At 67.9% G+C, this 21,309-nt stretch carries 26 protein-coding genes and 1 tRNA gene; 11 read left to right on the top strand and 16 right to left on the bottom strand.

The window, feature by feature from the left end; all coding sequences use genetic code 11:
* Nucleotides 1–204: 204 nt before the first annotated feature.
* Nucleotides 205–295 (bottom strand) — tRNA-Ser (locus tag ABD729_RS03825).
* A 101-nt stretch (nucleotides 296–396) separates the two neighbouring features.
* On the opposite strand from ABD729_RS03825, the gene ABD729_RS03820 reads away from it, so the two are divergent.
* The 3 genes from ABD729_RS03820 to ABD729_RS03810 are packed head-to-tail and all read left to right on the top strand — an operon-like array spanning nucleotide 397 to nucleotide 1,987.
* Complete coding sequence (locus ABD729_RS03820; RefSeq protein WP_344708825.1) at nucleotides 397–795, top strand: metallopeptidase family protein; 399 nt, start codon at nucleotides 397–399, stop codon at nucleotides 793–795.
* Nucleotides 792–1,352: a heme ABC exporter ATP-binding protein CcmA gene (gene ccmA / locus ABD729_RS03815; RefSeq protein WP_344708824.1), complete on the top strand. Its 561-nt coding sequence runs from the start codon at nucleotides 792–794 to the stop codon at nucleotides 1,350–1,352. Before ABD729_RS03820 ends, ccmA begins: the two co-directional genes overlap by 4 nt.
* Nucleotides 1,349–1,987 carry a heme exporter protein CcmB gene (locus ABD729_RS03810; protein WP_344708823.1) on the top strand — a complete coding sequence of 213 codons (639 nt, stop codon included), beginning with the start codon at nucleotides 1,349–1,351 and terminating at the stop codon, nucleotides 1,985–1,987. The genes ccmA and ABD729_RS03810 overlap by 4 nt, the downstream gene beginning before the upstream one ends.
* On the opposite strand, the gene ABD729_RS03805 is transcribed toward ABD729_RS03810, so the two are convergent.
* The 8 genes from ABD729_RS03805 to ABD729_RS03770 are packed head-to-tail and all read right to left on the bottom strand — an operon-like array spanning nucleotide 1,984 to nucleotide 7,473.
* Nucleotides 1,984–2,847, bottom strand: coding sequence for a class I SAM-dependent methyltransferase (locus ABD729_RS03805; RefSeq protein WP_344708822.1), 864 nt, complete (start codon nucleotides 2,845–2,847; stop codon nucleotides 1,984–1,986). The genes ABD729_RS03810 and ABD729_RS03805 overlap by 4 nt on opposite strands.
* Nucleotides 2,844–4,058, bottom strand: a complete 1,215-nt coding sequence (locus ABD729_RS03800; RefSeq protein WP_344708821.1) for a M16 family metallopeptidase — start codon at nucleotides 4,056–4,058, stop codon at nucleotides 2,844–2,846. The genes ABD729_RS03805 and ABD729_RS03800 overlap by 4 nt, the downstream gene beginning before the upstream one ends.
* On the bottom strand, nucleotides 4,055–4,651 hold the full coding sequence (locus ABD729_RS03795; protein ID WP_344708820.1) for an SURF1 family protein: 597 nt from the start codon (nucleotides 4,649–4,651) through the stop codon (nucleotides 4,055–4,057). The genes ABD729_RS03800 and ABD729_RS03795 overlap by 4 nt, the downstream gene beginning before the upstream one ends.
* The gene (locus tag ABD729_RS03790; RefSeq protein WP_344708819.1) at nucleotides 4,648–5,016 is read right to left on the bottom strand and encodes a DUF983 domain-containing protein; all 369 of its coding nucleotides are present in this window, start codon (nucleotides 5,014–5,016) and stop codon (nucleotides 4,648–4,650) included. The genes ABD729_RS03795 and ABD729_RS03790 overlap by 4 nt, the downstream gene beginning before the upstream one ends.
* The gene (locus ABD729_RS03785) at nucleotides 5,004–5,834 is read right to left on the bottom strand and encodes a cytochrome c oxidase subunit 3 (RefSeq protein ID WP_344708818.1); all 831 of its coding nucleotides are present in this window, start codon (nucleotides 5,832–5,834) and stop codon (nucleotides 5,004–5,006) included. Before ABD729_RS03785 ends, ABD729_RS03790 begins: the two co-directional genes overlap by 13 nt.
* Nucleotides 5,835–5,876: 42 nt before the next feature.
* A complete protein-coding gene (locus tag ABD729_RS03780) occupies nucleotides 5,877–6,449 on the bottom strand; it encodes a cytochrome c oxidase assembly protein (protein WP_344708817.1) in 573 nt (190 codons plus the stop codon).
* Nucleotides 6,446–6,577: a hypothetical protein gene (locus ABD729_RS03775; RefSeq protein WP_344708816.1), complete on the bottom strand. Its 132-nt coding sequence runs from the start codon at nucleotides 6,575–6,577 to the stop codon at nucleotides 6,446–6,448. Before ABD729_RS03775 ends, ABD729_RS03780 begins: the two co-directional genes overlap by 4 nt.
* Nucleotides 6,574–7,473, bottom strand: a complete 900-nt coding sequence (locus ABD729_RS03770; RefSeq protein ID WP_344708815.1) for a heme o synthase — start codon at nucleotides 7,471–7,473, stop codon at nucleotides 6,574–6,576. Before ABD729_RS03770 ends, ABD729_RS03775 begins: the two co-directional genes overlap by 4 nt.
* A gap of 127 nt (nucleotides 7,474–7,600) precedes the next feature.
* Between ABD729_RS03770 and ABD729_RS03765 the strand changes: the two genes are divergently transcribed.
* The gene (locus tag ABD729_RS03765; protein WP_344708814.1) at nucleotides 7,601–8,170 is read left to right on the top strand and encodes a peptidylprolyl isomerase; all 570 of its coding nucleotides are present in this window, start codon (nucleotides 7,601–7,603) and stop codon (nucleotides 8,168–8,170) included.
* Here the strand turns inward: ABD729_RS03765 and ABD729_RS03760 are convergent.
* From ABD729_RS03760 to coxB, 3 genes are all read right to left on the bottom strand, one after another.
* Entirely contained in the window at nucleotides 8,167–9,780 is a 1,614-nt protein-coding gene (locus tag ABD729_RS03760) for a M28 family peptidase (protein ID WP_344708813.1), read from the bottom strand. The two genes, ABD729_RS03765 and ABD729_RS03760, sit on opposite strands and share 4 nt — an antisense overlap.
* Before the next feature lie 125 nt (nucleotides 9,781–9,905).
* Nucleotides 9,906–11,588, bottom strand: coding sequence for a cytochrome c oxidase subunit I (ctaD, locus tag ABD729_RS03755; RefSeq protein ID WP_344708812.1), 1,683 nt, complete (start codon nucleotides 11,586–11,588; stop codon nucleotides 9,906–9,908).
* Nucleotides 11,589–11,607: 19 nt separating this feature from the next.
* A complete protein-coding gene (coxB, locus tag ABD729_RS03750) occupies nucleotides 11,608–12,789 on the bottom strand; it encodes a cytochrome c oxidase subunit II (RefSeq protein WP_344708811.1) in 1,182 nt (393 codons plus the stop codon).
* A gap of 166 nt (nucleotides 12,790–12,955) precedes the next feature.
* Between coxB and pyrE the strand changes: the two genes are divergently transcribed.
* The 5 genes from pyrE to ABD729_RS03725 all read left to right on the top strand — a co-directional run bounded on the left by pyrE (nucleotide 12,956) and on the right by ABD729_RS03725 (nucleotide 16,892).
* Nucleotides 12,956–13,540 carry an orotate phosphoribosyltransferase gene (pyrE, locus tag ABD729_RS03745; RefSeq protein WP_344708810.1) on the top strand — a complete coding sequence of 195 codons (585 nt, stop codon included), beginning with the start codon at nucleotides 12,956–12,958 and terminating at the stop codon, nucleotides 13,538–13,540.
* Between the two features lie 167 nt (nucleotides 13,541–13,707).
* A complete protein-coding gene (locus ABD729_RS03740) occupies nucleotides 13,708–14,436 on the top strand; it encodes a pyridoxine 5'-phosphate synthase (RefSeq protein ID WP_344708809.1) in 729 nt (242 codons plus the stop codon).
* Nucleotides 14,433–14,840 (top strand): holo-ACP synthase, encoded by a 408-nt coding sequence (acpS, locus tag ABD729_RS03735; RefSeq protein WP_344708808.1) that lies wholly within the window; start codon nucleotides 14,433–14,435, stop codon nucleotides 14,838–14,840. The genes ABD729_RS03740 and acpS overlap by 4 nt, the downstream gene beginning before the upstream one ends.
* Nucleotides 14,841–14,844: 4 nt before the next feature.
* Nucleotides 14,845–15,723: a signal peptidase I gene (gene lepB, locus ABD729_RS03730; RefSeq protein WP_425564834.1), complete on the top strand. Its 879-nt coding sequence runs from the start codon at nucleotides 14,845–14,847 to the stop codon at nucleotides 15,721–15,723.
* Nucleotides 15,724–15,728: 5 nt separating this feature from the next.
* Nucleotides 15,729–16,892 (top strand): AI-2E family transporter, encoded by a 1,164-nt coding sequence (locus ABD729_RS03725; RefSeq protein WP_344708807.1) that lies wholly within the window; start codon nucleotides 15,729–15,731, stop codon nucleotides 16,890–16,892.
* On the opposite strand, the gene ABD729_RS03720 is transcribed toward ABD729_RS03725, so the two are convergent.
* On the bottom strand, nucleotides 16,783–17,319 hold the full coding sequence (locus ABD729_RS03720; protein WP_344708806.1) for an FKBP-type peptidyl-prolyl cis-trans isomerase: 537 nt from the start codon (nucleotides 17,317–17,319) through the stop codon (nucleotides 16,783–16,785). The two genes, ABD729_RS03725 and ABD729_RS03720, sit on opposite strands and share 110 nt — an antisense overlap.
* Nucleotides 17,320–17,416: 97 nt before the next feature.
* A complete protein-coding gene (gene rpsU / locus ABD729_RS03715; protein ID WP_029941857.1) occupies nucleotides 17,417–17,623 on the bottom strand; it encodes a 30S ribosomal protein S21 in 207 nt (68 codons plus the stop codon).
* A 302-nt stretch (nucleotides 17,624–17,925) separates the two neighbouring features.
* Between rpsU and ABD729_RS03710 the strand changes: the two genes are divergently transcribed.
* Complete coding sequence (locus tag ABD729_RS03710) at nucleotides 17,926–18,630, top strand: murein L,D-transpeptidase catalytic domain family protein (protein WP_344708805.1); 705 nt, start codon at nucleotides 17,926–17,928, stop codon at nucleotides 18,628–18,630.
* A 61-nt stretch (nucleotides 18,631–18,691) separates the two neighbouring features.
* Here the strand turns inward: ABD729_RS03710 and ABD729_RS03705 are convergent, their stop codons facing one another.
* Nucleotides 18,692–20,086: a L,D-transpeptidase family protein gene (locus tag ABD729_RS03705; RefSeq protein WP_344708804.1), complete on the bottom strand. Its 1,395-nt coding sequence runs from the start codon at nucleotides 20,084–20,086 to the stop codon at nucleotides 18,692–18,694.
* A gap of 212 nt (nucleotides 20,087–20,298) precedes the next feature.
* On the opposite strand from ABD729_RS03705, the gene ABD729_RS03700 reads away from it, so the two are divergent.
* Complete coding sequence (locus ABD729_RS03700) at nucleotides 20,299–20,613, top strand: PilZ domain-containing protein (RefSeq protein ID WP_344708803.1); 315 nt, start codon at nucleotides 20,299–20,301, stop codon at nucleotides 20,611–20,613.
* Nucleotide 20,614: 1 nt separating this feature from the next.
* On the opposite strand, the gene ABD729_RS03695 is transcribed toward ABD729_RS03700, so the two are convergent.
* Nucleotides 20,615–21,256: an arylesterase gene (locus ABD729_RS03695; protein ID WP_344708802.1), complete on the bottom strand. Its 642-nt coding sequence runs from the start codon at nucleotides 21,254–21,256 to the stop codon at nucleotides 20,615–20,617.
* Nucleotides 21,257–21,309: the final 53 nt, after the last annotated feature.

Genomic DNA, 21,309 nt, shown 5'->3' with positions numbered 1-21,309 from the left:
TGCTTGCGGATTGGCACCCCTCAAGCAGTAATCCAGAGTGGCGGTGATTGCCCGTAAGAACAGGCTCTCGCTCGCGGAATTGAAGTCAGCAGAGTTGCTGCCGCCCACATTACGGGTACGAAAAACTCCCGCCTTCCACTTACAACCTATGGCAGCCATCCAGCCCCTCTGCCGCCGACTGGAGAACGTCGACAAACATGAGGCTGGCGGAGCGGGAGGGATTCGAACCCTCGATACGGTTTTGCCGTATACTCACTTTCCAGGCGAGCGCCTTCGACCACTCGGCCACCGCTCCGCACTTCGTATAGGTGCCTGGACTGCGCGGGCTCTTAGGGGGTCCGCGCGCAAGGAACAACCCGCTTGGCAGCCGCTTCCCACGCGCTACACCGCTTTCCCATGCGCGCCTTCGGTCCTGCCCCCAGCCTGTCGGAGATTGAGGCGCTCGCCCGCGCCGCGCTCGACCGCCTGCCCGAACCCTTTGCCGCCACCGCGCGCGAGGTCCTGCTGCAGGTCGACGACTTCGCCGAGGACGAGACGCTGGCCGACATGGGGATCGAAAGCCCCTACGACCTTTCGGGCCTCTACGTTGGCCGCCCGCTGACCGAACGCAGCGTTGATGAAAGCGGCCGCTTTCCCGACCGGGTCTTCCTTTACCGCGTTCCGATCCTGCTCGAATGGAGCGAAGGCGAGGACAGCCTCGAACATCTCGTCGCCCACGTCCTGATCCACGAGATCGGCCACCACTTCGGCCTCAGCGACGAAGACATGCACGCACTCGAGGACGCTGCCGCTTGAGCCTGCTGCGGCTGACCAACGTGGCCTGCTGGCGCGGCGGGCGCCTCCTGTTCGAAGGGCTGGACCTGGCGGTCGGGCCGGGTGAAGCGGTGCTGGTCAGCGGACCCAACGGCACCGGCAAGTCGAGCCTGCTGCGCCTCGCCGCCGGGCTGCTGCGTCCCCTCGCCGGAAAGGTCGACAGCGAACCGTGCGCGCTTGCCGACGAACGCCCCGCGCTCGATGCCGAATTGCCGCTCGCCAGGGCGCTCGCTTTCTGGGCGCCCGATCCCGCGCGGGTGCCGGACGCGCTTGCTGCCACGGGCCTCGAGGCGCTGGCCGAAGTGCCCGTCCGCCTGCTCTCGACCGGACAGCTGCGGCGTGCCTCGCTCGCCCGCGTGACCCTTAGCAGCGCGCCCCTGTGGCTGCTCGATGAGCCTGCGAACGGCCTCGATGCAGCCTCGCTCGGCCTGCTCGAAGCGCTGATCCGGACACACATCGCCGGCGGCGGCGCGATCCTCGCCGCTTCGCACCAGCCGCTTGCCGGCGCCGACTGGCGGCTGCTGGAGCTGGCCCGGTGATCGGCCGGCTGATCCGCCGCGACCTTCGCCGGACATTCGCCGGAAGCGCATTGCTGCCGATCATCTTTTTCCTGCTGGTCGCCGCGCTCATGCCCTTCGCGGTCGGGCCCGACGCCAGGCTGCTCGCCCGCGTCGGCCCCGGCCTGTTGTGGATCGCCGCCCTGACCGCAGCCCTCCTGCCCCTCGAACGCCTGATCGAGCCCGACCGTGCTTCGGGCCACCTCGACCAGCTCGCACTGGCTGGCCTCCGCATGGAAGAAGTCGCGCTCGCCCGGACGATCGCCCACTGGCTCGGCTTCGGGCCGCCCTTGCTGATCGCCGCCGTGCCCGCGTCGGTCCTGCTCGGCATGCCGCCCGAAGCGCTGCAGCGCACGCTCGTCACGCTCGCGGTCGGCACTCCTGGGCTTGCCGCCCTCGCCGTCGCGGTCGCAAGCCTTACCGCGGGACTTCGCCAGGCGTCGGCGCTCGGCGCCCTGCTGCTGCTTCCGCTGGCCATTCCGCTGCTGATCTTCGCCGCCTCGGCCGCGGGCGATCCGCGCGCCGGAGCGCTGCAGCTCGAAGCCGCGGTCAGCCTGTTCCTGTTCGTCGGGGCACCGTTCGTCGCCGGCGCGGCCCTTCGCGCGACCAGGACCTAGTCGCGCACCCAGCGCGCGAACAAGGCAGTCGGCAGCAGCAGCCCGCGGGCTTCCTCGCGCACAGTCATCTCGCCGACCTTGATCCGCCCGCCAAGATGACCGAGCGTCTGCCGCAGCAATTCGCCAACGCTGATCGCGCTCATCCGCACTGCATAGACCGTCAGCACCAAGAACCGGCTGTTCTCGTCCAGCAGCCGCCCGCAATCCTCGATCAGGCCGGGCAGATGCTCTTCCAGCCGCCACACCTCGCCCGTCGGCCCGCGCCCGAACTTGGGCGGATCGAGGAGGATGCCGTCATAGCGCCGCCCGCGCCGCACCTCGCGCGCGGTGAACTTGGCGGCATCGTCGATCATCCAGCGGATCGGCCGCTCTTCCAGCTCGGACAGATGAGCATTGTTCTTGCCCTGCTCGACGCTTTTCTTGGACGCATCGACATGGGTCAGGCGCGCCCCCGCCTCGCTCAGCAGCAGGGTGCCGACGCCGGTGTAGCCGAACAGGTTCATCACCTCTCCGCCTTCGGCCCGCGCCCGCATCCAGTCCCATTGCGGGGCCATGTCGGGAAAGAAGCCGAGGTGGCGGAACGGGGTCAGGCTCGCCTCGAAGCGGACCCCGTCGCGGCGCAGCGGCCAGCTGCGCGGAACGGGGCGATGCTGGACCCAGCGCCCGCCGCCGTCCTCGTCGCTGCCGGGCACGAAGGTCGCGTCCGGGTCCCAATCGTCCGCGGCCGGCGCCCACATCGCCTGCGGCTCGGGGCGGACCACCTTGATATGCCCATAGCGCTCATATTTGAGGCCGTGCCCGCAATCGATCAGGCCCCAGTCGGCCCACGGCTCGGCGACGATGGTCTGAAGGTCGCTCATGCTGCCACTCCGAAGGTCGCCCGCGCCGGCGCGCCGCGCAGCATCCGTGCCCCCGCGTCGCGCACGTCCTCGACGCTCAGCGCCGCGAGCCGGTCGGCCAGTTCCTCGCGCCCGATCAACCGTCCGTGGACCAGCCACTGGCGCGCGGCCTGCGCGGCCTGTCCCCACGGCGTTTCGAGCGCCATCGCCTGGCCCGCGCGGATCTGGATCCGCGCCCGGTCCAGCTCGCGCTGCTCGAGACCCGCGGCGGTTTCGTGGAGCACCTCTTCGATCAGCACCTGCGCCGCCTTGCCTTCCTTGCGCGCGGTGGCGGCATGGACGTGGAGCAGGCCAAGGTCATCATGCCCGTGCAGCCCCGCGCTCACCGTGTAAGCAAGCCCGCGCTCTTCCCGGACCGACTGGAACAGGCGCGACGATGCCCCCCCGCCCGCGATGTCCGCGAACAGCCGCGCCGCAAGGTAGCCCGCGTCCTTCTGGCCCGGCGCTTCATAGGCGAGCGTGATCTGCGCCTGCTCGGCCTTGGCCCGCTCGTGCCGGCTTTCCGCGGTGAAACGCGCGGTGGGCGCTGCCGGAACCGCACCCGCGGCCAGTGTCGCCAGGTGCCGCTCGGCAAGCGCGACCACCGCCTCATGCTCGACTGCCCCGGCCGCGCTCAGCACCATCGATCCGCCGCGATAATGTTCGTCCCGCCAGGCGAACAGGTCGCCGGTCCGGATCGCCCGCACGCTTTCCTCGCTGCCGAGGATCGAGCGGCCGAGCGCCTGCCCGGCAAAGGCCTGGCTCCAAAGATGGTCGAAGATGATGTCCGAGGGGGTGTCCTCCGCCTCGGCAAGCTCCTGCAGGACGACCTCGGCCTCGCGCTCCAGTTCCGATGCGTCGAACGCCGGCCGGCAGACGAGATCGCCGATCAGTTCGACCGCAAGGCCGACGTGATCGCTCAGCACCGCGGCGGTAAAGCTCGTCTGGTCGCGCTCGGTGCAGGCGTTGAGTTCGCCGCCGACATCCTCGATCGCCTCGCTGATCTGCCGCGCAGAACGCCCCCCGGCGCCCTTGAACACCATATGCTCGAACAGGTGGGCAAGGCCGTTCAGCCGCTCCGTTTCGTGGCGCGATCCGACGCCTGCGAATAGCGCGATGCTGGCCGTCTCCAGCCCCGGCATCGGCCGGGTGATGACGGTCAGGCCATTGGCGAGCTGGGTGATCGCCGTCATGCCCACCGCCTCCGCAGCGCCAGGGCATAGATGACCAGAGCGATGGCGGCGAACGCGAACCATTGCACCGCATAGCTCTTGTGGTTGTTGGGAATGCTGTCGAGGTCGGCCGGCGGGTTGGCCGCCAGCCCGGCCAGCGGCGGGTCCGCCACGATCATCATCCCGGCCGGACGATGATCGAACAGCTGGCGGAGCAGCGACCGGTTGTCCGGGGCCTGCGCCAGATAGCCATTGACCACGCCGCCCTCGAACGCTTGGCCCTCCTTGGGCTGCCGGACAGTTCCCAGCTGCACCGCCAGCGGCTGGTTCAGCCCGGCACTGCAATCCGCGATGATGCGGAAGCCGTATTTGCCCGCCCCGGTCAGCCGCGTCGGCGAGCGTCTCTCGCAGCGCGCCCGCGCCGGACGGAACAGGTTCGCCTGCAGGTCGAGGCCGGGCGCCACGTCGATCCGGCTTGCCTTCACGTTGCGGACGACCTCGGCGATCGCCGCTTCCTTTTCCTTCGCCCGCCCGAGCTGCCAGACGCCAAGCGCGACCATCGTCGCCACCGCCGCCAGCACCACCAGCGTCGCCAGGATCGGCACCCGCTTCACTTGACCAACCGTCCTTCGTGCGCCGCGTTGCGATATTCGGCGCCGAGCAGCCATGCCTTGGCCAGCCGCAGCCCACCCAGCGTCAGCGCTGCGCCGACCGGCAGCCAGACGAGGTGCACCCACCACGCCGGCTCGTACGCGGCATCGACCACCAGCGCCCCGATCACCAGCAGCGCTCCGACCAGCAGGATCAGGAACGCCGCCGGCCCGTCGCCGACATTGAACTGGGTGAAATCGAGCCCGCATTCGCTGCAGGCGTCACGCAAACGAACAGGGCCGGCGAACAGCCGGCCCTTCTCGCAACGTGGGCAGAGGCCGGCGAGCCACTGGCCCGCCGGTCCCGCATGGGTGATCAGCCGTGCCACTCGGCGCCCCAGCCACCCCACAGGTAGATGGAGACGAACAGGAACAGCCACACCACGTCGACGAAGTGCCAGTACCAGGCCGCCGCCTCGAAGCCGAAATGCTTCTCGGGGGTGAAGTCGCCCCTGGCTGCGCGGATATAGCAGACGATCAGGAAGATGGTCCCGATCAGCACGTGCGCGCCGTGGAAGCCGGTCGCCATCATGAAGGTCGAGCCATAGACGTTGCCGCCGCTGGCGCTCACGAAGCCGAACGGCGCGTGGGCATATTCATAAGCCTGGATCGAGCTGAACACGAGGCCGAGCGCGATGGTGGCGAGGAGGCCGGTCTTCAGCCCCTCGCGGTCGCCGTTGATCAGGCTGTGGTGCGCCCAGGTCACCGTCGTGCCCGAACACAGCAGGATCAGGGTATTGAGCAGCGGGAAGCCGAGCGGGTTGATGACCGGCATGTCCTTGGGCGGCCACACGCCGCCGATGCTCTCCACCGCGCTCGGGAACAGGGCATTGTCGAAGAAGGCCCAGAACCAGGCGAGGAAGAACATCACTTCCGACGCGATGAAGAGGATCATCCCGTAGCGCAGGTGAAGCTGCACGATCGGCGTGTGATCGCCCGCGCGGCTTTCGTGCACCACGTCGCGCCACCAGCTGAACATGGTCAGCAGGACGCCCGCAAAGCCCGCCAGGAGGACGAACTTGCCGTAGGGATTGTCGTGCATCGCCAGCACGCCGCCAGCCGTCAGCGCAAGGCCCGAGAAGGCGCCGATCAGCGGCCAGAGGCTCGGCGGAAGGATGTGGTACGGATGGTTGCGGGTCGCGGCCATGGGTCCTCGAAATTCCAAGCTAAACTGTTGCTGAAGGGCGCTCTAGCGAGCCTCGGCGCGCTTTTCCACCGGGTAAAAGGTGTAGGAGAGGGTGATCTCCTCGATATGCTTGGTCGCGGGGTCGGTGCGGATCTTCGGATCGACGAAGAAGACCACCGGCATTTCGACCTTCTGCCCGCCGTGCAGCGTCTGCTCGGTGAAGCAGAAACATTCGAGCTTGCTGAAATACTGGCCCGCGATCTCGGGCGTGACGTTGAACGTCGCGGTGCCCGTCGTTTCCCGCGCCGTCAGGTTCTTGGCAGTGAAATAGGTGACGATCCGCGCCCCCGGCACGACCCGGGTCGTGTTGGTCTCGGGCTTGAATTCCCACGGCAGCGCCGAATTCACATTGGCATCGAAACGCACGCCGACCGGGGCCAGCGCGGCTTGGGCGCCCGGGGCGGCGCTGGCCCGCATCGGGGTGCCGCCAAAGCCCGTCGCCTGGCAGAAGATGCGGTAAAGCGGCACGCTGGCGAAGGCGAGGCCGACCATGAACAGCACGAACAGCACCGCATAGCCCGCCACCCGGCGGTTGCGGGCGTTAAGGTTGCCGCGGTCGAGCGACGCTGCCGTCACTGATTGACCGTCATCTTGGCGATGGTCACCGCAAAGGTCAGCGCGATGAAGGCGAACAGCAGGATCGCGGTCACCCGCGCTGCCTTGCGCTGCCGGGCGCGGATCACCTCATCTTCAGGCTGCGTCACAGGTAACGATCCACAACCAGGGCTCCAAATACAGCGAATTGATAAAGGATCGAGAATTTGAATAGCGCCTTTTCCGGGCCCATTCCGGCCGGCTCGGTCGCCTTGTTGGCAAGCACCCGCAGGCTCAGCACCAAGAATATGGCGCTCAAGACGCTCGCCACCACGCCATAGACGGCGCCGGTCAGACCAAGCGGCCAGGGCGCCACCGCCACGATCACCATCGGCACGGTGTAGAGCGCGATCTGGCGCCGCGTCGCCTCGAACCCCGCCACCACCGGCAGCATCGGCACGCCGGCATTGGCATAATCGGTCTTCACGAACAGGCTGAGCGCCCAGAAGTGCGGCGGCGTCCACAGGAAGATGTTGAGGAACAGCAGCACCGGCAAAAGCTCGATCCGGCCGGTCGCGGCGACCCAGCCGATCAGCGGCGGAAAGGCGCCCGCCGCACCGCCGATGACGATGTTCTGCGGGGTCCGCCGCTTCAGCCAGGCGGTGTAGACGACCGCATAGAAGAAGATGCTGAACGCGAGGATCGCCGCCGCCAGGTGATTGGTCGCAAGGTCCATCAGGACCACGCTGCCAAGGCTGAGGCCGACCGCGAACTGGAAGGCGGTCTCTGGCTTCAGCCGCCCGCCCGGAAGCGGCCGCTTGGCGGTGCGCTTCATCTGCGCGTCGATGTCCGCCTCGTACCACATGTTGAGCGCGCCCGCCCCGCCGGCCCCGACCGCGATGCAGAGAACCGCGGTAAACGCCAGCACCGGGTGCATGTGCACCGGCGCAGCGAGCAGGCCGGCAAGCCCGGTGAACACCACCAGGGTCATGACGCGCGGCTTGGTCAGCGCGAACAGGTCGCGCCAGTCGGCCGGGAGGTCGTGGGTGGATACTGCGGTGCTCATGATTCAGGCGGGCCTATAGGCCCCCGCGACCAAAGAGGAAAGCTGCCGCTCGGGGCTCACTGGACCAAGTGCCGTGCTCGGGTAGAATAGCCCGATGCTGACCCGAATCGTCCTTGCTTTCAGCGCCTTGGCGCTACTCCCCGCCGCTCCGGCTCTCGCTGCCCAGGCGCAGGTCCAGGCGCCGGCTGCCGACCTCGCCTACGTCCGCCTCGACACGGAAAAGGGCCCGATCCTCCTCGCGCTGGAACGCGGACGCGCGCCGCTCACCACCGCCAACTTCCTCCGCTACGTGGAATCGAAGCGGTTCGACGGGATCGGTTTCTACCGCGCCATGCCCTACGGCGAAGGCAACGGCCTCATCCAGAGCGGGATCACCAAGGACGCCCGCCTGCTCTACCCGCCGGTCGCGCACGAACCGGCAAGCAAGACCGGGATCAAGCATGAACCCGGCACCATCCTCCTTGCCAACGCCGGCCCCGGCACCGGGCGCAGCGACTTCTTCATCACCCTTGGCGCGATCCCCTTCGGCGACGATTTCGCGCCGTTCGGTCATGTGGTCGAAGGGATGGACGTGGTGAAGGCGATCTTCGCCTCGCCGGTCGATCCGGAAAAGGGCGTCGGCCCGATGAAGGGGCAGATGCTCTCGCCCCCCGTGATCGTCCGCACCGCGCGAAAGGTCGATGCCCCGGCGCGCTAGCGCCGTTCGGATGCGCTTTGCGATCGCGCCGCGGCATAGCCCGACCCGGCATTCCACGTCGGCCACGCGCCTGAATTCGCGACCATTTGCCCGACCCGGAACGCTGCCAGCGCTTCCTGCGCGGTGCCGGCGAAGGTCCAGCCGGGACGGAATTCGTCGCACGGCTGGTGGTAGCAGCGAACATTATACTCGCCGACGATCCGCTGCCCCGCCGCTGCGCCGCCCGACTTGAGGTCGCGTCCGGCCCGGAACGCCAGCGCCGGCACCCCGCGCTGCGCGAAGGGGTAATGGTCCGACCGGAAATACCACCCCGCTTCGGGGCTCGGCTCAGCGTCGACCCGCAATCCCTGTTCGCGCGCTGCCACCGCCAGCAGTCCCTCGAGGTCGGTCTGTCCCGGCCCGATCAGCTCGAGGTTCCTCGCCGCGGGCAGCACCACATGCGGGTCGAGGTTGATCACCGCCGCGGTCTTCGCCAGCGAATAGAGCGGGTGCTGGGCGTAATATTCAGCGCCGAGCAGCCCCTTCTCCTCCGAGGTCCAGGCCGCGAACACCACCGAGCGCTCGGGCCGATTGCCCGCCGCAAAGGCCCGCGCCACTTCCAGCAGCTCGGCCGTGCCCGTTGCATTGTCGATCGCGCCGTTGCGGATCGTGTCGCCGGTTCGGTCCGGGCCGTTGTGTCCGTTGGCGTCCCAGTGCGCGCCGTAAAGGACGAACTGGTCGGGCCGCGCGCTGCCGCGCAGCACGCCGACGACATTGTGGCTGATCACGTCGGACGCCTTGTTGGTTGCCGCCACGCTGACCGTCGCCTGCAGCGGGAACGCCCGGAACTCGGGCGTTCGTGCCCGCACTTTGAGCGCGGGCAACGTCAGGCCGAGCTTCGCCAGCACCGGCAGGATCGCCCCGCCGCGCACGATCCCGGCGAACTGCAGCGGATTGGGCTTCAAGGGCGCATAGGAAAAGGCCGGGACGCGGATGCTGTCGCCCGCCTGCGAATAAGGCCAGCTGTAGGCCGCCGTCTCGTGGATGAAGAGCACGCCAAGCGCGCCCGCCTTCGCCGCCGCCGCCGCCTTGGTCCCGCCGCGTCCGCCGACCACCAGCGCGCGTCCGCCAAAGCCGAGGTCCTTGCCGCCTTCGAGGTCGGGATCGCCGGCCAGCATGACCACGACCTTGCCGCGCACGTCGACGCCCTGGAACGCGTCCCAGCCCCGCGCCGGATCGGGCGCGCCCCAGCCGGCGAACACCAGCGGCGCATCGCGCACGTCGGTCACCCCGGGGTTGGTCGGATTGATGTCGAGGTCGGGCCCGTCGCGAAGCACGTCGGCCTGCCCGCCAGCGCGGATCGTCGCGGTCGCGCCCGGCTGCGTGTCGAGCCGCACCAGCGGCACCTTCTGGAACCAGCCGCCATCCTCGCCCCCCGGCTGGAGTCCCGCCGCCGCCAGCTGCTTCGCGAGATAGGCGATGGTCGCCGCCTCCCCCTTCTCCCCCGGGCCGCGCCCGTCGAAGGCGTCGGACGACAGGGTGCGCACATCCTCCTTGATCCGCGCCGGGTCGATCGGCCCGGCAGCGGCGGTGAGGGCAAGGGCGGCAAGCGGGAGGATGAGGATACGCATCGCCGCACAGTGACGCGGGCGGCTGAGGATGCAAGCGCGCGCTTGTTTCAGCCACGTTTCACGCAACAAGGCCCGCCCTGAGGATCTCGGGGCGGGCCTTGCCATGGTCTAGTTGACTGGGTGCCTCAGTCGATCTGCGGCAGCACGTCGAACTGGTGGTAGGGCGGCGGGCTCGGCAGGGTCCACTCGAGCGTGGTCGCGCCTTCGCCCCAGGGATTGTCCGGCGCCTTCTTGCCGCCGATCAGGCTCAGGATCACGTTCACGAAGAACACGCCCATCGCCGCGACGGTCACCATGTAACCGACGGTCGACACGTAGTTCCAGTAAGCGAACGCCTCGTTGTAGTCCGGGATACGCCGCGGCATGCCGTCGAGGCCGAGGAAGTGCTGCGGGAAGAAGATCAGGTTCACGCCGGCGAACATCACGAAGAAGTGAAGCTTGCCGAGGACCTCGTTGTACATCTTCCCGCTCATCTTCGGGAACCAGTAGTAGAAGCCCGCGAAGATGCCGAACACGGCGCCCAGCGACAGCACGTAGTGGAAGTGCGCCACGACGTAATAGGTGTCGTGCATGTAGGTGTCGACGCCGCCATTGGCGAGCACGACACCGGTTACGCCGCCGACCGTGAACAGGAAGATGAAGCCGATCGCGAACAGCATCGGGGTCGGGAAGGTGATCGACCCGCCCCACATGGTCGCGATCCAGCTGAAGATCTTCACGCCGGTCGGGACCGCGATGATCATGGTCGCGGCTGTGAAGTACATCTTCACGTTCACGTCGAGGCCGACGGTGAACATGTGGTGCGCCCACACGACGAACCCGACCACGCCGATCGCGACCATGGCGTAGGCCATGCCGAGATAGCCGAACACCGGCTTGCGGCTGAAGGTCGCGACGATCTGGCTGACGATGCCGAACGCCGGCAGGATCATGATGTAGACTTCGGGGTGGCCGAAGAACCAGAACAGGTGCTGGTAGAGCAGCGGGTCACCGCCGCCCGACGCGTCGAAGAAGGCCGTGCCGAAATTGCGGTCGGTCAGCAGCATGGTGATCGCACCCGCCAGCACCGGCAGCGCCAGCAGCAGCAGGAAGGCGGTGACCAGGATCGACCACACGAACAGCGGCATCTTGTGCAGGGTCATCCCCGGCGCGCGCATGTTGAAGATGGTGGTGATAAAGTTGATCGCGCCTAGGATCGAACCCGCACCCGCAAGGTGGAGCGCGAAGATGGCGAAATCGACCGCCGGCCCGGCCGACCCGCTGGTCGACAGCGGGGCATAGACGGTCCAGCCGGTGCCCGCGCCGACGCCGGTCCCGCCGCTGGTGAAGGTCGACAGCAGCAGCGAACAGAAGCCCGCAACGGTTAGCCAGAAGCTGATGTTGTTCATCCGCGGGAAGGCCATGTCCGGCGCACCGATCATAATCGGCACGAACCAGTTGGCAAAGCCGCCGATCAGCGCCGGCATGACCATGAAGAAGACCATGATCAGGCCGTGGCCGGTGATCAGCACGTTCCAGTGGTGATAGGCCTCGTCGATATTGGCCGTGCCCGCACCGATCGGCCAGGCCTTGGTCAGATACTGGATGCCCGGCTCCATAAGCTCGGCGCGCATGATGCCCGACAGAGCGCCGCCGACGATCCCCGCGATGATCGCGAAGATCAGGTACAGCGTCCCGATATCCTTGTGGTTGGTCGACATGAACCAGCGGGCGAAGAAGCCCGGCTTGTGGTCATGATCGTCGTGCGCATGGGCATGGCCGCCGGCGTTGGCGGGCTCGAGCTTCAGCGTGTCAGCAGTGGTGGCCATGGATCGGTCCGTTCAATTCTTAATTGGTGCCGGTGGTCGCGCGGTTGGCGACGTTCGGTTGGGTGGTGCCGGGAGCAGCCGGAGCAGCGCCGGCCGCCGGGGCCGGAGCGGCAGCGCCCGCGGCCGGGGCCGGGGCCGGGGTCACCGCTGCCGGGCTGACCTGCGTCGCCGCGGTGCTGTCGGGGACGGCCGCCGGGGTTGCGCCCGGCATCGTTCCGCCCTTGCTCGCGACCCACTGGGCGAAGCGCTCGGGTGCGACGACCTCGATCACCACCGGCATGAAGCCGTGGCGCGCGCCGCACAGTTCGGAGCACTGGCCGAAATAGACACCCGGCTTGTCGACCTTGACCCAGGTCTCGTTGAGGATGCCCGGGTTGGCGTCGGTCTTGGTCCAGAAGGCCGGCATGGCGAAGCTGTGGATCACGTCGTTCGAGGTGACGATGAACTTCACCACTTTGCCCGCCGGGATCACCAGCCGCTCGTCCACCGCCAGCAGGCGCGGACCGTCGGCGTCGGTGCGGAAGCGGGCGCCGGCGGCGACTTCGTTCTTTTCCTTCAGCATGTTCGAGACGATCTCGAACCCGCCATTGTCCGGATACTGGTAGCTCCAGTACCACTGGTTGCCGATCACCTTCACCGTCAGGTCCGCCGGCGGCGGGCTGTACTGGTGGCGGATCAGGCGGATCGAAGGCACCGCGATGGCGACCAGCACCAGCACCGGGACCAGCGTCCACACCACTTCGACGAAAGTGTTGTGGCTGGTCCGGCTCGGCGTCGGGTTGGCGCTGCGGCGATAGCGGATCATCGTCCACACCAGCAGTGCCAGCACGAACAGGCTGATCGCCGCGCACAGCGCCAGCAGCCAGTTGTTGTGGAAGGCGGCGGCTTCACGGCCGACCGGGGTATACTGCTCCTGCAGGCCCATCCGGCCGTCCGGCATGCCGACGCCCTTGACGGCGGGCGCATGTTCGAAGGTCGGGGTCGCGGCAGCGCCCGGGGCGACCGCGGCCGCGTCGGCCGGAGTCGCGCTCGGATTGACCGCGGCGGCACTCGGACCGGCCGGAGTCGCAGCGGTCGCAGCGGCACCCGCCGGCGCCGCGGCCTGTTCTTGCGGGGCCGGATTCGCAGGCGTTTGTGCTTGCGCCACCATCGGCAGCATCCCGATGGCAGCAAGTGCGATCAGCCCAGTTTTCAACGTCATCACGACCCCAGTGACAGGTTCAAGTCACGGCAGCCACCGACCGGGCCGCCTCGAAAGTGGCGGCCTTATAGGCAGGGGCTCCCGCCTTCTCAAGGACTTGTATATGCGCTCAGCAGCGGGCCGCCGGAAAGCCCGCCCAAAGGCCATGACAAAAGGGGCGAACGCTATGACCGAGCAGGAGATATTGGACGAGTTTCGCGCGGCCGAAGCGCTGCTCGAGGGCCATTTCATCCTGTCCTCGGGCCTGCGCTCCCCCCGTTATCTGCAATGCGCGCGGGTGCTGATGGACCCGGCACGGGCCGAACGGCTGGCGACCGCGCTTGCCGCCAGGATCGACCCGGCCCTCCGCGCCCGGCTCCAGGCCGTTGTGTCCCCGGCGATGGGTGGGGTGATTATCGGCCATGAAATGGGCCGCGCACTGCGCCTCCCCGCCATGTTCGTCGAGCGCCCGGCCGGCACCTTTGAACTGCGCCGCGGCTTCCGCCTCGACCCCGGCACCCGCGTCCTGCTGGTCGAGGATGTCGTCACGACCGGACTGTCCAGCCGCGAAGCGATTGCTGCGATCGGCGAGGCCGGCGGCGACGTGATCGCGGCGGCCTCGCTGGTCGACCGTTCGAACGGCACTGCCGACCTTGGCGTCCCCTTCACCCCGCTGATCCGGCTCGACGTTCCGACCTACGAGGCCGACGCCCTGCCGCCCGAACTGGCCGCCATTCCCGCGATCAAGCCCGGCAGCCGCGCGGCGGCCTGATTGAACAATAGGATATCAGATGCCATGTCGGTGGCGATGAGCAGCCTGGAACCGAACGCCGCGCATGCGCCGAGGTCACAGGGTGTCAACTTCGCTGTGACCCCCTTCCCCTCCCGGCAGGGTCACAATCAGGGGTGCCCACCGCGTCACCTTGGTGACCTCGCCCGATGACGATCCCGCTCCGCCTCGGCGTCAACATCGACCACGTTGCCACCATCCGCAACGCGCGCGGCGGTGACTTTCCCGACCCCGTGCGCGCCGCCCACGCTGCCGAGGCCGCGGGAGCACAGGGCATCACCGCCCACCTCCGCGAAGACCGCCGCCACATCCGCGACGACGACCTCGTCCGCTTGAAGAACGAGATCGCGCTCCCGCTCAATCTCGAAATGGCCGCGACCGAGGAAATGCTCCGGATCGCGCTCGCCACCCGGCCCCACGCCGCCTGCATCGTCCCCGAAAAGCGCGAGGAGCGCACCACCGAGGGCGGGCTCGACGCGCATGGCCAGCAGGCGAAGCTCGCCCGTTTCTGCCAGGAACTCGGCGCCGCCGGCATCCGCGTCTCGCTCTTCATCGAGCCCGAGCCCAATCAGATCGAGGCCGCCATGCGGCTCGGCGCCCCGGTGATTGAGCTCCATACCGGCCGCTACGCCCACCTTCCCGAAGATGGCCGCGAAGCCGAACTGAAGCGCCTCGCCGATGCCGCCGCCCTTGCCGCCAAGAACGGCATCGAGCCCCACGCGGGTCATGGTCTGACCTTCGCCAATGTCGTCCCCATCGCCGCCATCCCGCAGGTCGCCGAGCTCAACATCGGCCATTTCCTGATCGGCGAGGCGATCTTCGTCGGCCTCGAAGCCAGCATCCGCCGGATGCGCGACCTCATGGACAGCTCGCGTTGATCGTCGGCCTCGGCTCCGACCTTTGCAACATCGAGCGGATCCAGGCGTCGCTCGACCGCTTCGGCGACCGCTTCCTCAACCGCGTCTTCACCGACAAGGAACGTGCCAAGGCCGCGCGCCGCCCGTTCACCGCCGCCGGCACGCTGGCCAAGCGTTTCGCCGCCAAGGAGGCCTTCTCCAAGGCGGTCGGCACCGGGTTCAAGCGCGGCGTCTTCATGAAGGACATCGGGGTCGCCAATCTGCCAAGCGGCGCGCCCACTCTGCAGCTGACGGGCGGCGCGGCCGAGCGGCTTGACGCGCTCACCCCTGCGGGCCACGCCATGCGTGTGCATCTGACGATGACCGACGACCACCCGTGGGCGCAGGCCTTCGTCATCCTCGAAGCCGTTCCGAACCGGAGTTGAAGCCTTGACCGACACCGTCCTCAGCGAAGCCAAGGCGCCCGATCCGTCGGTGCCCGAAGCGACGCCGGCCAAGAAGGATTCGGCCCTCTGGCGGGAGATCAAGGGCATCTTCTGGGTGTTGCTCGCGGTGCTGTTCTTCCACAGCTTCATCGCCAAGCCCTTCTACATCCCGTCGGAATCGATGATGCCCGCCCTCCTCAAGGGCGACCGGCTGGTAGTCAGCAAATATGCCTATGGCTGGTCGTGGGTTTCGCCGAGCTTCCACCTCTGGCCTGAACAGAAGGGCCGCCTGTTCGGCAGCCTTCCCAAGCAGGGCGACATCGTCATCGTCACGCCCCCCGGCCTCAACGAAGACTATATCAAGCGCGTGATCGGGCTTCCCGGCGACACGGTCGAAGTGCGCGGCGGGCGGCTGATCCTGAACGGCGTGCCCGTCCGCCAGCAGCGCCTGCCCGATCGCATGGTCCCGGTCGACGGCAATGCGCCGTGCGGGGTCGAACAGTTCGCCGGCCATCTCGTCCAGCGGCCCGACGGCAGCTTCGCCTGCTCCCTCCCGATCGTCCGCGAAACCCTCCCCAACGGCGCGACCTACGACACGGTCGAACTCGGGCAGAGCGTCGGCGACGATTATGGTCCGGTAAAGGTCCCGGCCGAACATGTCTTCCTGATGGGCGACAACCGTGACCGCAGCGCCGACAGCCGCTTTGCGCTCGGCCCGGTCGAGAACGGCCTTGGCGGACCCGTTCCGTGGGAGAATATCGGCGGCCGCGCCGAATTCATCACCTTCAGCCTCGACGGCTCCGCCAGCTGGTGGAACCCGGTCAGCTGGCTGACCTCCCTGCGCGGCGGCCGCGCCGGCACGAGCCTTCGTTCGGGGGTCTGAGCGGCATGGCAGGGGGCAGCGACGAGGGTCACGTCGAACAGCCGGGTCCTGCCGAATTCTACGATCCCGCGGTCCGCCGCGAGCTTCAAAGGGCGTGGATCTGGATCGGCTCGCTGCTGCTGGTCGCGGCCGTCATCCTGCTCTCGCAGCCGCTGCTGCTGATCGTCGGCGGGCTGGTGTTCGCGGTGCTGCTCGATGGCGGCACTCGGTTGCTCGGCCGCTACCTCCCGCTTCCGCGCGGCCTTCGCCTCGCCATCATCACCCTCATCGGCTTCGGCTTCCTCGGGTGGGTGCTCTATTACGCCGGCACCACCTTCGCCGCCCAGTTCGAAGCGCTCCGCCTGACGGTCGAAGCACAGGCGATGCGCCTCTACGCATGGGCCGCCGACCACGGGATGGTCGCCGAAGGAAGCTCGGACACCGCGGTGCAGCAGCTGCTCGGATCGCTCGGCCGGGTCACCAGCTTCGTCGGCTCGGCGATCGGCGCGCTGACCAGCGCCTTCCTGATCCTGATCATCGGCATCTTCTTCGCGGTCGAACCCAAGGTCTACGACCGCGGCGTCGCATGGATGCTGCCGCTGCGCCACCGCGCCGATTATTACGACATCCTCGCCACGGTCGGCTTTACCCTGCGCCGGCTGCTGTTCGGCCGGCTGGTCGGAATGGTGGTCGAAGGGATCTTCACTTTCGCCGTGTTGTGGGTGGGCGGCGTACCGATGGCGGCGCTGCTCGGCCTGCTGACCGGCATCCTCGCCTTCATCCCCAACATCGGGGCGATCGTGTCGGGCATCCTGATGGTGGCGGTCGGATTTTCGGCCGGGACCGACCAGGGGCTGTGGGCGATCTTCACCTACTTCGCCGTCCAGAACATCGACGGCTATCTGATCCTGCCCTACATCGCCCGCAAGACGGTCGACCTCGCGCCCGCCATCGTACTTGCCGCGCAGCTGGTGTTCGGCGCGCTGTTCGGCTTCCTCGGCCTGCTGCTCGCCGACCCGATCATGGCGACGATCAAGGTCACCCTTGAAAAGCTCGCCGAGCGCCGGTCCGGCGCCGGGCTTACTGACCCGGCGCTGCGGACGGCGGCGGAACTTCCGCGCCCGGCGGAAGGGCCTGGGCCCCCTGCGGGACCTGCTGCGCCGCATTCTTCACCACCCGCTTCACCGTAATCTCGAAATCGAGCGGGCTGTTGGGCGGGATCGGCGAACCCGGCGGCGGGGTCGCGCCATAGGCCAGCTCGCCCGGGATGCGGACCTTGTAGCGGCCGTTCGGACGCATGTTCTGAAGCGCTTCGGCAAAGCCCGGCACGACCTGCCCGACCAGCAGCGGCGCGTCCTGCGCCTCGTCGAACTTGGTCCCGTCCGGAAGCGTCCCGACATAGTCGATGATCACCCCGTCCTGCGGCCCGATGAGGTCGCCTTCGCCCGCCGCGATAGTACGGATCTGGAGCCCGCTCGGCTTGACCTCGGGGCCCATCTGGCCGGCCCCGGCAAAGGCGAGGGCAGCGCCGGCGATGATCAGCATGATCAGCCCGAAGGCGAGCCGCAGCCGGGTGGCGCGGGCGACGGGCTGGATTGGAACCTGGGTGGCGCTCATCGGATGATCATCCTGCTACGGCTCAAGCACAAAAGGAAAGGCCGCCCGGTAAGGGGCGGCCTCGCTATGGGTCAAGAAAAAGCGTCGAAGCGACGCCTTAACGCGCACCCTCGCGCTCGGCGCGCTTACGCTCGAGCTTGCGAGCGCGGCGGATGGCGGCGGCGCGCTCACGCGCACGCTTTTCCGACGGCTTCTCGTAGTGACGGCGGAGCTTCATCTCGCGATAGACGCCCTCACGCTGCAGCTTCTTCTTGAGCGCGCGCAGCGCCTGGTCGACGTTATTGTCGCGAACGATGATTTGCATAAAAAGTCCGTCACTCCAGTCTATAGGTTGCGCCCACGTCGCCCCTGTCGAGGGGCGGCTAGGCATCGCACTGCACCGACCCTCAGGGCCAAGTCCGCAGGCGACAAGCGGTATCCGCGCGATCACGTGGATCGTCCGGAAGTTGCGGCCCCTATCAGTGGTTCCCTGATTCGACAACCCACGGCGGCCTCCTGCGACGAAGCGAGGGCTTTCTGCGTCGGGTCCGTGACTTGGTTAGCGCCCGTTAACCTGTTGCCGTGTATAGCCTTTTCTCGTTCCCGGCATCAGCAGGAGGGGTTTGGGTGACCATCAATCGCCGTGATATTCTTCGTCATCTTGGTATCGGTGGCGGCGCTGCGCTGCTTTCCGGCGCCGCGTTGGCCGCTGATATCCCGGGCCTTTTGACGGGCACCAAGCCGTTCGCGACCGAACCGCTGGTCCCGGTGACCCCCGTCCTTCCGGTGGTGCAGCCCGTGGTTCCGGCCGCCCCGATCGGGGTAAACGCCGAACTCTTCGCACGGGCCAAGGCGGCGCTGGAGCGTCACCGCCCGTCGCTGCGCCATACCGACCGCATCGGCATCGCCGACTTCTCGGCACCGAGCCGCGAATCGCGCTTCCACGTGGTGGAACTCGCGACCGGGCAGGTGACCAGCCACTATGTCGCGCACGGCCGCGGCTCGGACGTCGCGCACACCGGTTACCTCGAGCATTTCTCGAACGACTTCGGGAGCAATGCCACCTCGAGCGGCGCCTATGTCACCGACGGCTATTACGAGGGCAAGTACGGCCTCTCGATGCGGGTCAATGGCCTCGATTGGAGCAACAACAATGCGCTCGGCCGGGCCATCGTCGTCCACCAGGCCTGGTATGCCGAGCCCGAGATGATCGGCGTCCACGGCAAGCTTGGCCGTTCGGAAGGCTGCTTTGCCTTCGGCCGCGACAGCCACTTCCAGGTGATGCGCGCGCTTGGCGAGGGCCGCATGATCTACGCCGACAAGCTTGCCTGACCTCAACGAGGGTCGTTGAAAGAAAAGGGCCGCGGCGATTGGCGCCGCGGCCCTTTCTTTGTCAGCGCGTCGCGGCCTTCACCGCCGGCTTGGCAGTACCATCGCGATCGTTGAGCGCGGCCATCACCGGCGCGTCGCGGCCGTAGAGGTCCGTATATTTGACGATCGACCCGTCGTTCAGCGCGGCGATCGAGAAATAGACGATGTAGACCGGCACCGGCTTCACGAAATTGGCCGACACCGTCTTGTTGGCGGCAAGCGCCTCATCGATCTTGGTGCGATCCCATTCGCCCCCGTCGTCGCTCAAGAGCTCGGCCGCGAGATCGAGGATATGCTCGGTGCGGATGCAGCCGTGGCTGAGGAAGCGCGAGCGCGCATCGAACAGGCCGCGATTGTTGGTGTCGTGCAGATAGATGTTCTGCGGATTGTACATCACGAACTTGATCTTGCCGAGCGCGTTGGACGGCCCCGGCGGCTGGCGCCAGCGCTGGACCTTCCCGTCCTTGCCCTTGACCGCGACATAGCCGCCCTTGCGCGCGACTTCGGCCGACAGGCTCGGCGGGACTTCCCACCACGGGTTGAGGATGACGCCGGTCGCCTGCACCGCCAGCTGCGGGGTCGGGGTCTTGGTCGCCCCGGCGATCGCGCGGCGCTTCCAGCGGGTGGCGCTGTTCTCGACCAGGGTCGCATGCTCACCCGGCACGTTGACGATGATGTAGCGGTTGCCAAGATCGCGCGGCAGCCAGCGCCAGCGGTCCATGTTCAGCCGGACCTTGGCGATGGTCGCCGGGTCCTTGGCATTGACCAGCAGCGCGTTGCGCAGCGACCCATATTGCGGGTGGTTGGGCAGCAGCCCGTCGAGCGTCGCGGCGACGCCCCGGCCGGCCAGCGCCGCATCGAGGAGTTCGCGGGTGCGGCCCTCGGGCAGGTCGGGATCGCGAACGAACCACTGGACCCGCGCTGCGCCGCGCACATGGCCGAGCGCGAGGTCGCGAACGATCAGCGGCCAGACGGTGTTCGCCGCGGCCGAGATCGCCGCCGGATCGCCCGACTTGAGCGCGGTCTCCAGCAGCGCCGGGCTGTAATCGCGCGGGTCAAGCCCTTCTTTGCCGACCGCTTTCACATAAGCGAGCAGTTCGGCCGCGGGCGCTGCCTGCCACACCGCCGGCGGAAGCTCGACCACCACCGGCGCCGGCACCGCGCCTGGCGCGAGCTGGTCGGTCCCGGCCGGCGGGACGCTGCCCGGCTGCGTCGTCGTCATCGGAGCCGCCGTCGTCGGCGCGGCCTTGGGTGCCAGCGGATCGACCATGCCGGCCTGTCCCTGCACCGCAGTGCCGGGCGCGCGCACCGGCGCCGTCGCGACCGGACGGGTCTGTGCCCAGGCCGTCCCGGCGCTCACCGCCAGCATCACCGAAATCGCCGCTCGCCCGCGCATGGTCGCTTTACCCTTGTTCAATAGTCGGAGGGCTCTTTGCCCACCTCCCTTGATACCGAAGATGAACGCCTACCTCCAGTGTCCAAGGCGCAACATTTGCCCCGGTGGAAACAATCTTTGTCCAATAACCCCCACGGCTTAGCCCGGTCTGGCGTTTCGCGTGCGGATGCGCCATAGCCGCCCGCTCGTTGGCCGCGCTGTGCCCGCGCCGACGCTTCCAGGAGTTGAGTGACTTGCCGATCGACGCTCGTATTGCGAAGGACCCTGCCGGCCATGAGCGCCGCGGGACCCCGCGCGCCGACGTCGACCTCGAGGCGCATGTCCGCGAGATGGGGACCACCGGCACCGAAGCGCGTGTCCTCAACATCTCGTCCGAGGGCTTCATGGCCGAAACCACCACCGAGCATGAGGTCGGCGCGCGCGTCTGGCTGATCCTTCCGGGTCGCGAACGCGCCAGCGCCATCGTCCGCTGGACCGCCGCCGGAAAGCTCGGCGCGCAATTCGCCGAACCGTTGAGCGAGGTAGCCCTCGCCCAGATCGGCGCCTGAACTACTTCTTCCGGGCCAGCGCCCGCTGCACGGTCGGCAGGATTCCGGTCACCATCCGCTTGATCCCCTCGAAATTGGGATGGACTCCGTCGCCGAGGAGAAGCGCGCGGTTGCCGACCACGCCCTGCAGCATGAAGGGATAGAGGTCGGCCCCATATTTACGCGCTAGCGCCGGGAAGATCGCCTCATAGCGCTTGCGATAGTCGGGCCCGAGGTTGGGCGCCGCCAGCATCCCCGCCACCAGCACCGGGATCCCCTGCTTGTCGAGTTCGGCGAGGATCGCGTCGAGATTGGCTTCGGTGACCATGGGATCCACCCCGCGCAGCATGTCGTTCGCGCCAAGTTCGACGATCGCCAGGTCGGGCTTCGCGCCCAGCCGCTGCAGGGTCCAGCTCAACCGCGCGCGTCCGCCAGCGGTCGTATCTCCCGACACTCCGGCATCATGGACCCGCGCCGCAACCCCGTGCCGGCGCAGCGCATCCTGCAGCTGCGGCGCGAAGCCGAGGCCCCGGCCAAGCCCGTAGCCAGCGGTCAGACTGTCTCCGAAGGCGAGGATCAGCGGCCCTTCGCTTTTCGACAAAGGGGCTTGGGCGCTCGCCGGAACGGCGGCGAACAGGGCGGGAAAGAGCAGCCAGCGCAACATGGGTGACCATCTAGGCCATTGCCGCCCCCCTTCAAGCTTCCTAGCTCCGCCGC

This window comes from Sphingomonas humi, from assembly GCF_039536725.1.
GTDB lineage: Bacteria > Pseudomonadota > Alphaproteobacteria > Sphingomonadales > Sphingomonadaceae > Sphingomicrobium > Sphingomicrobium humi.
Note: the sequence above shows the minus strand (reverse complement) of the source record. Positions and strands in the feature narration are given on the sequence as shown.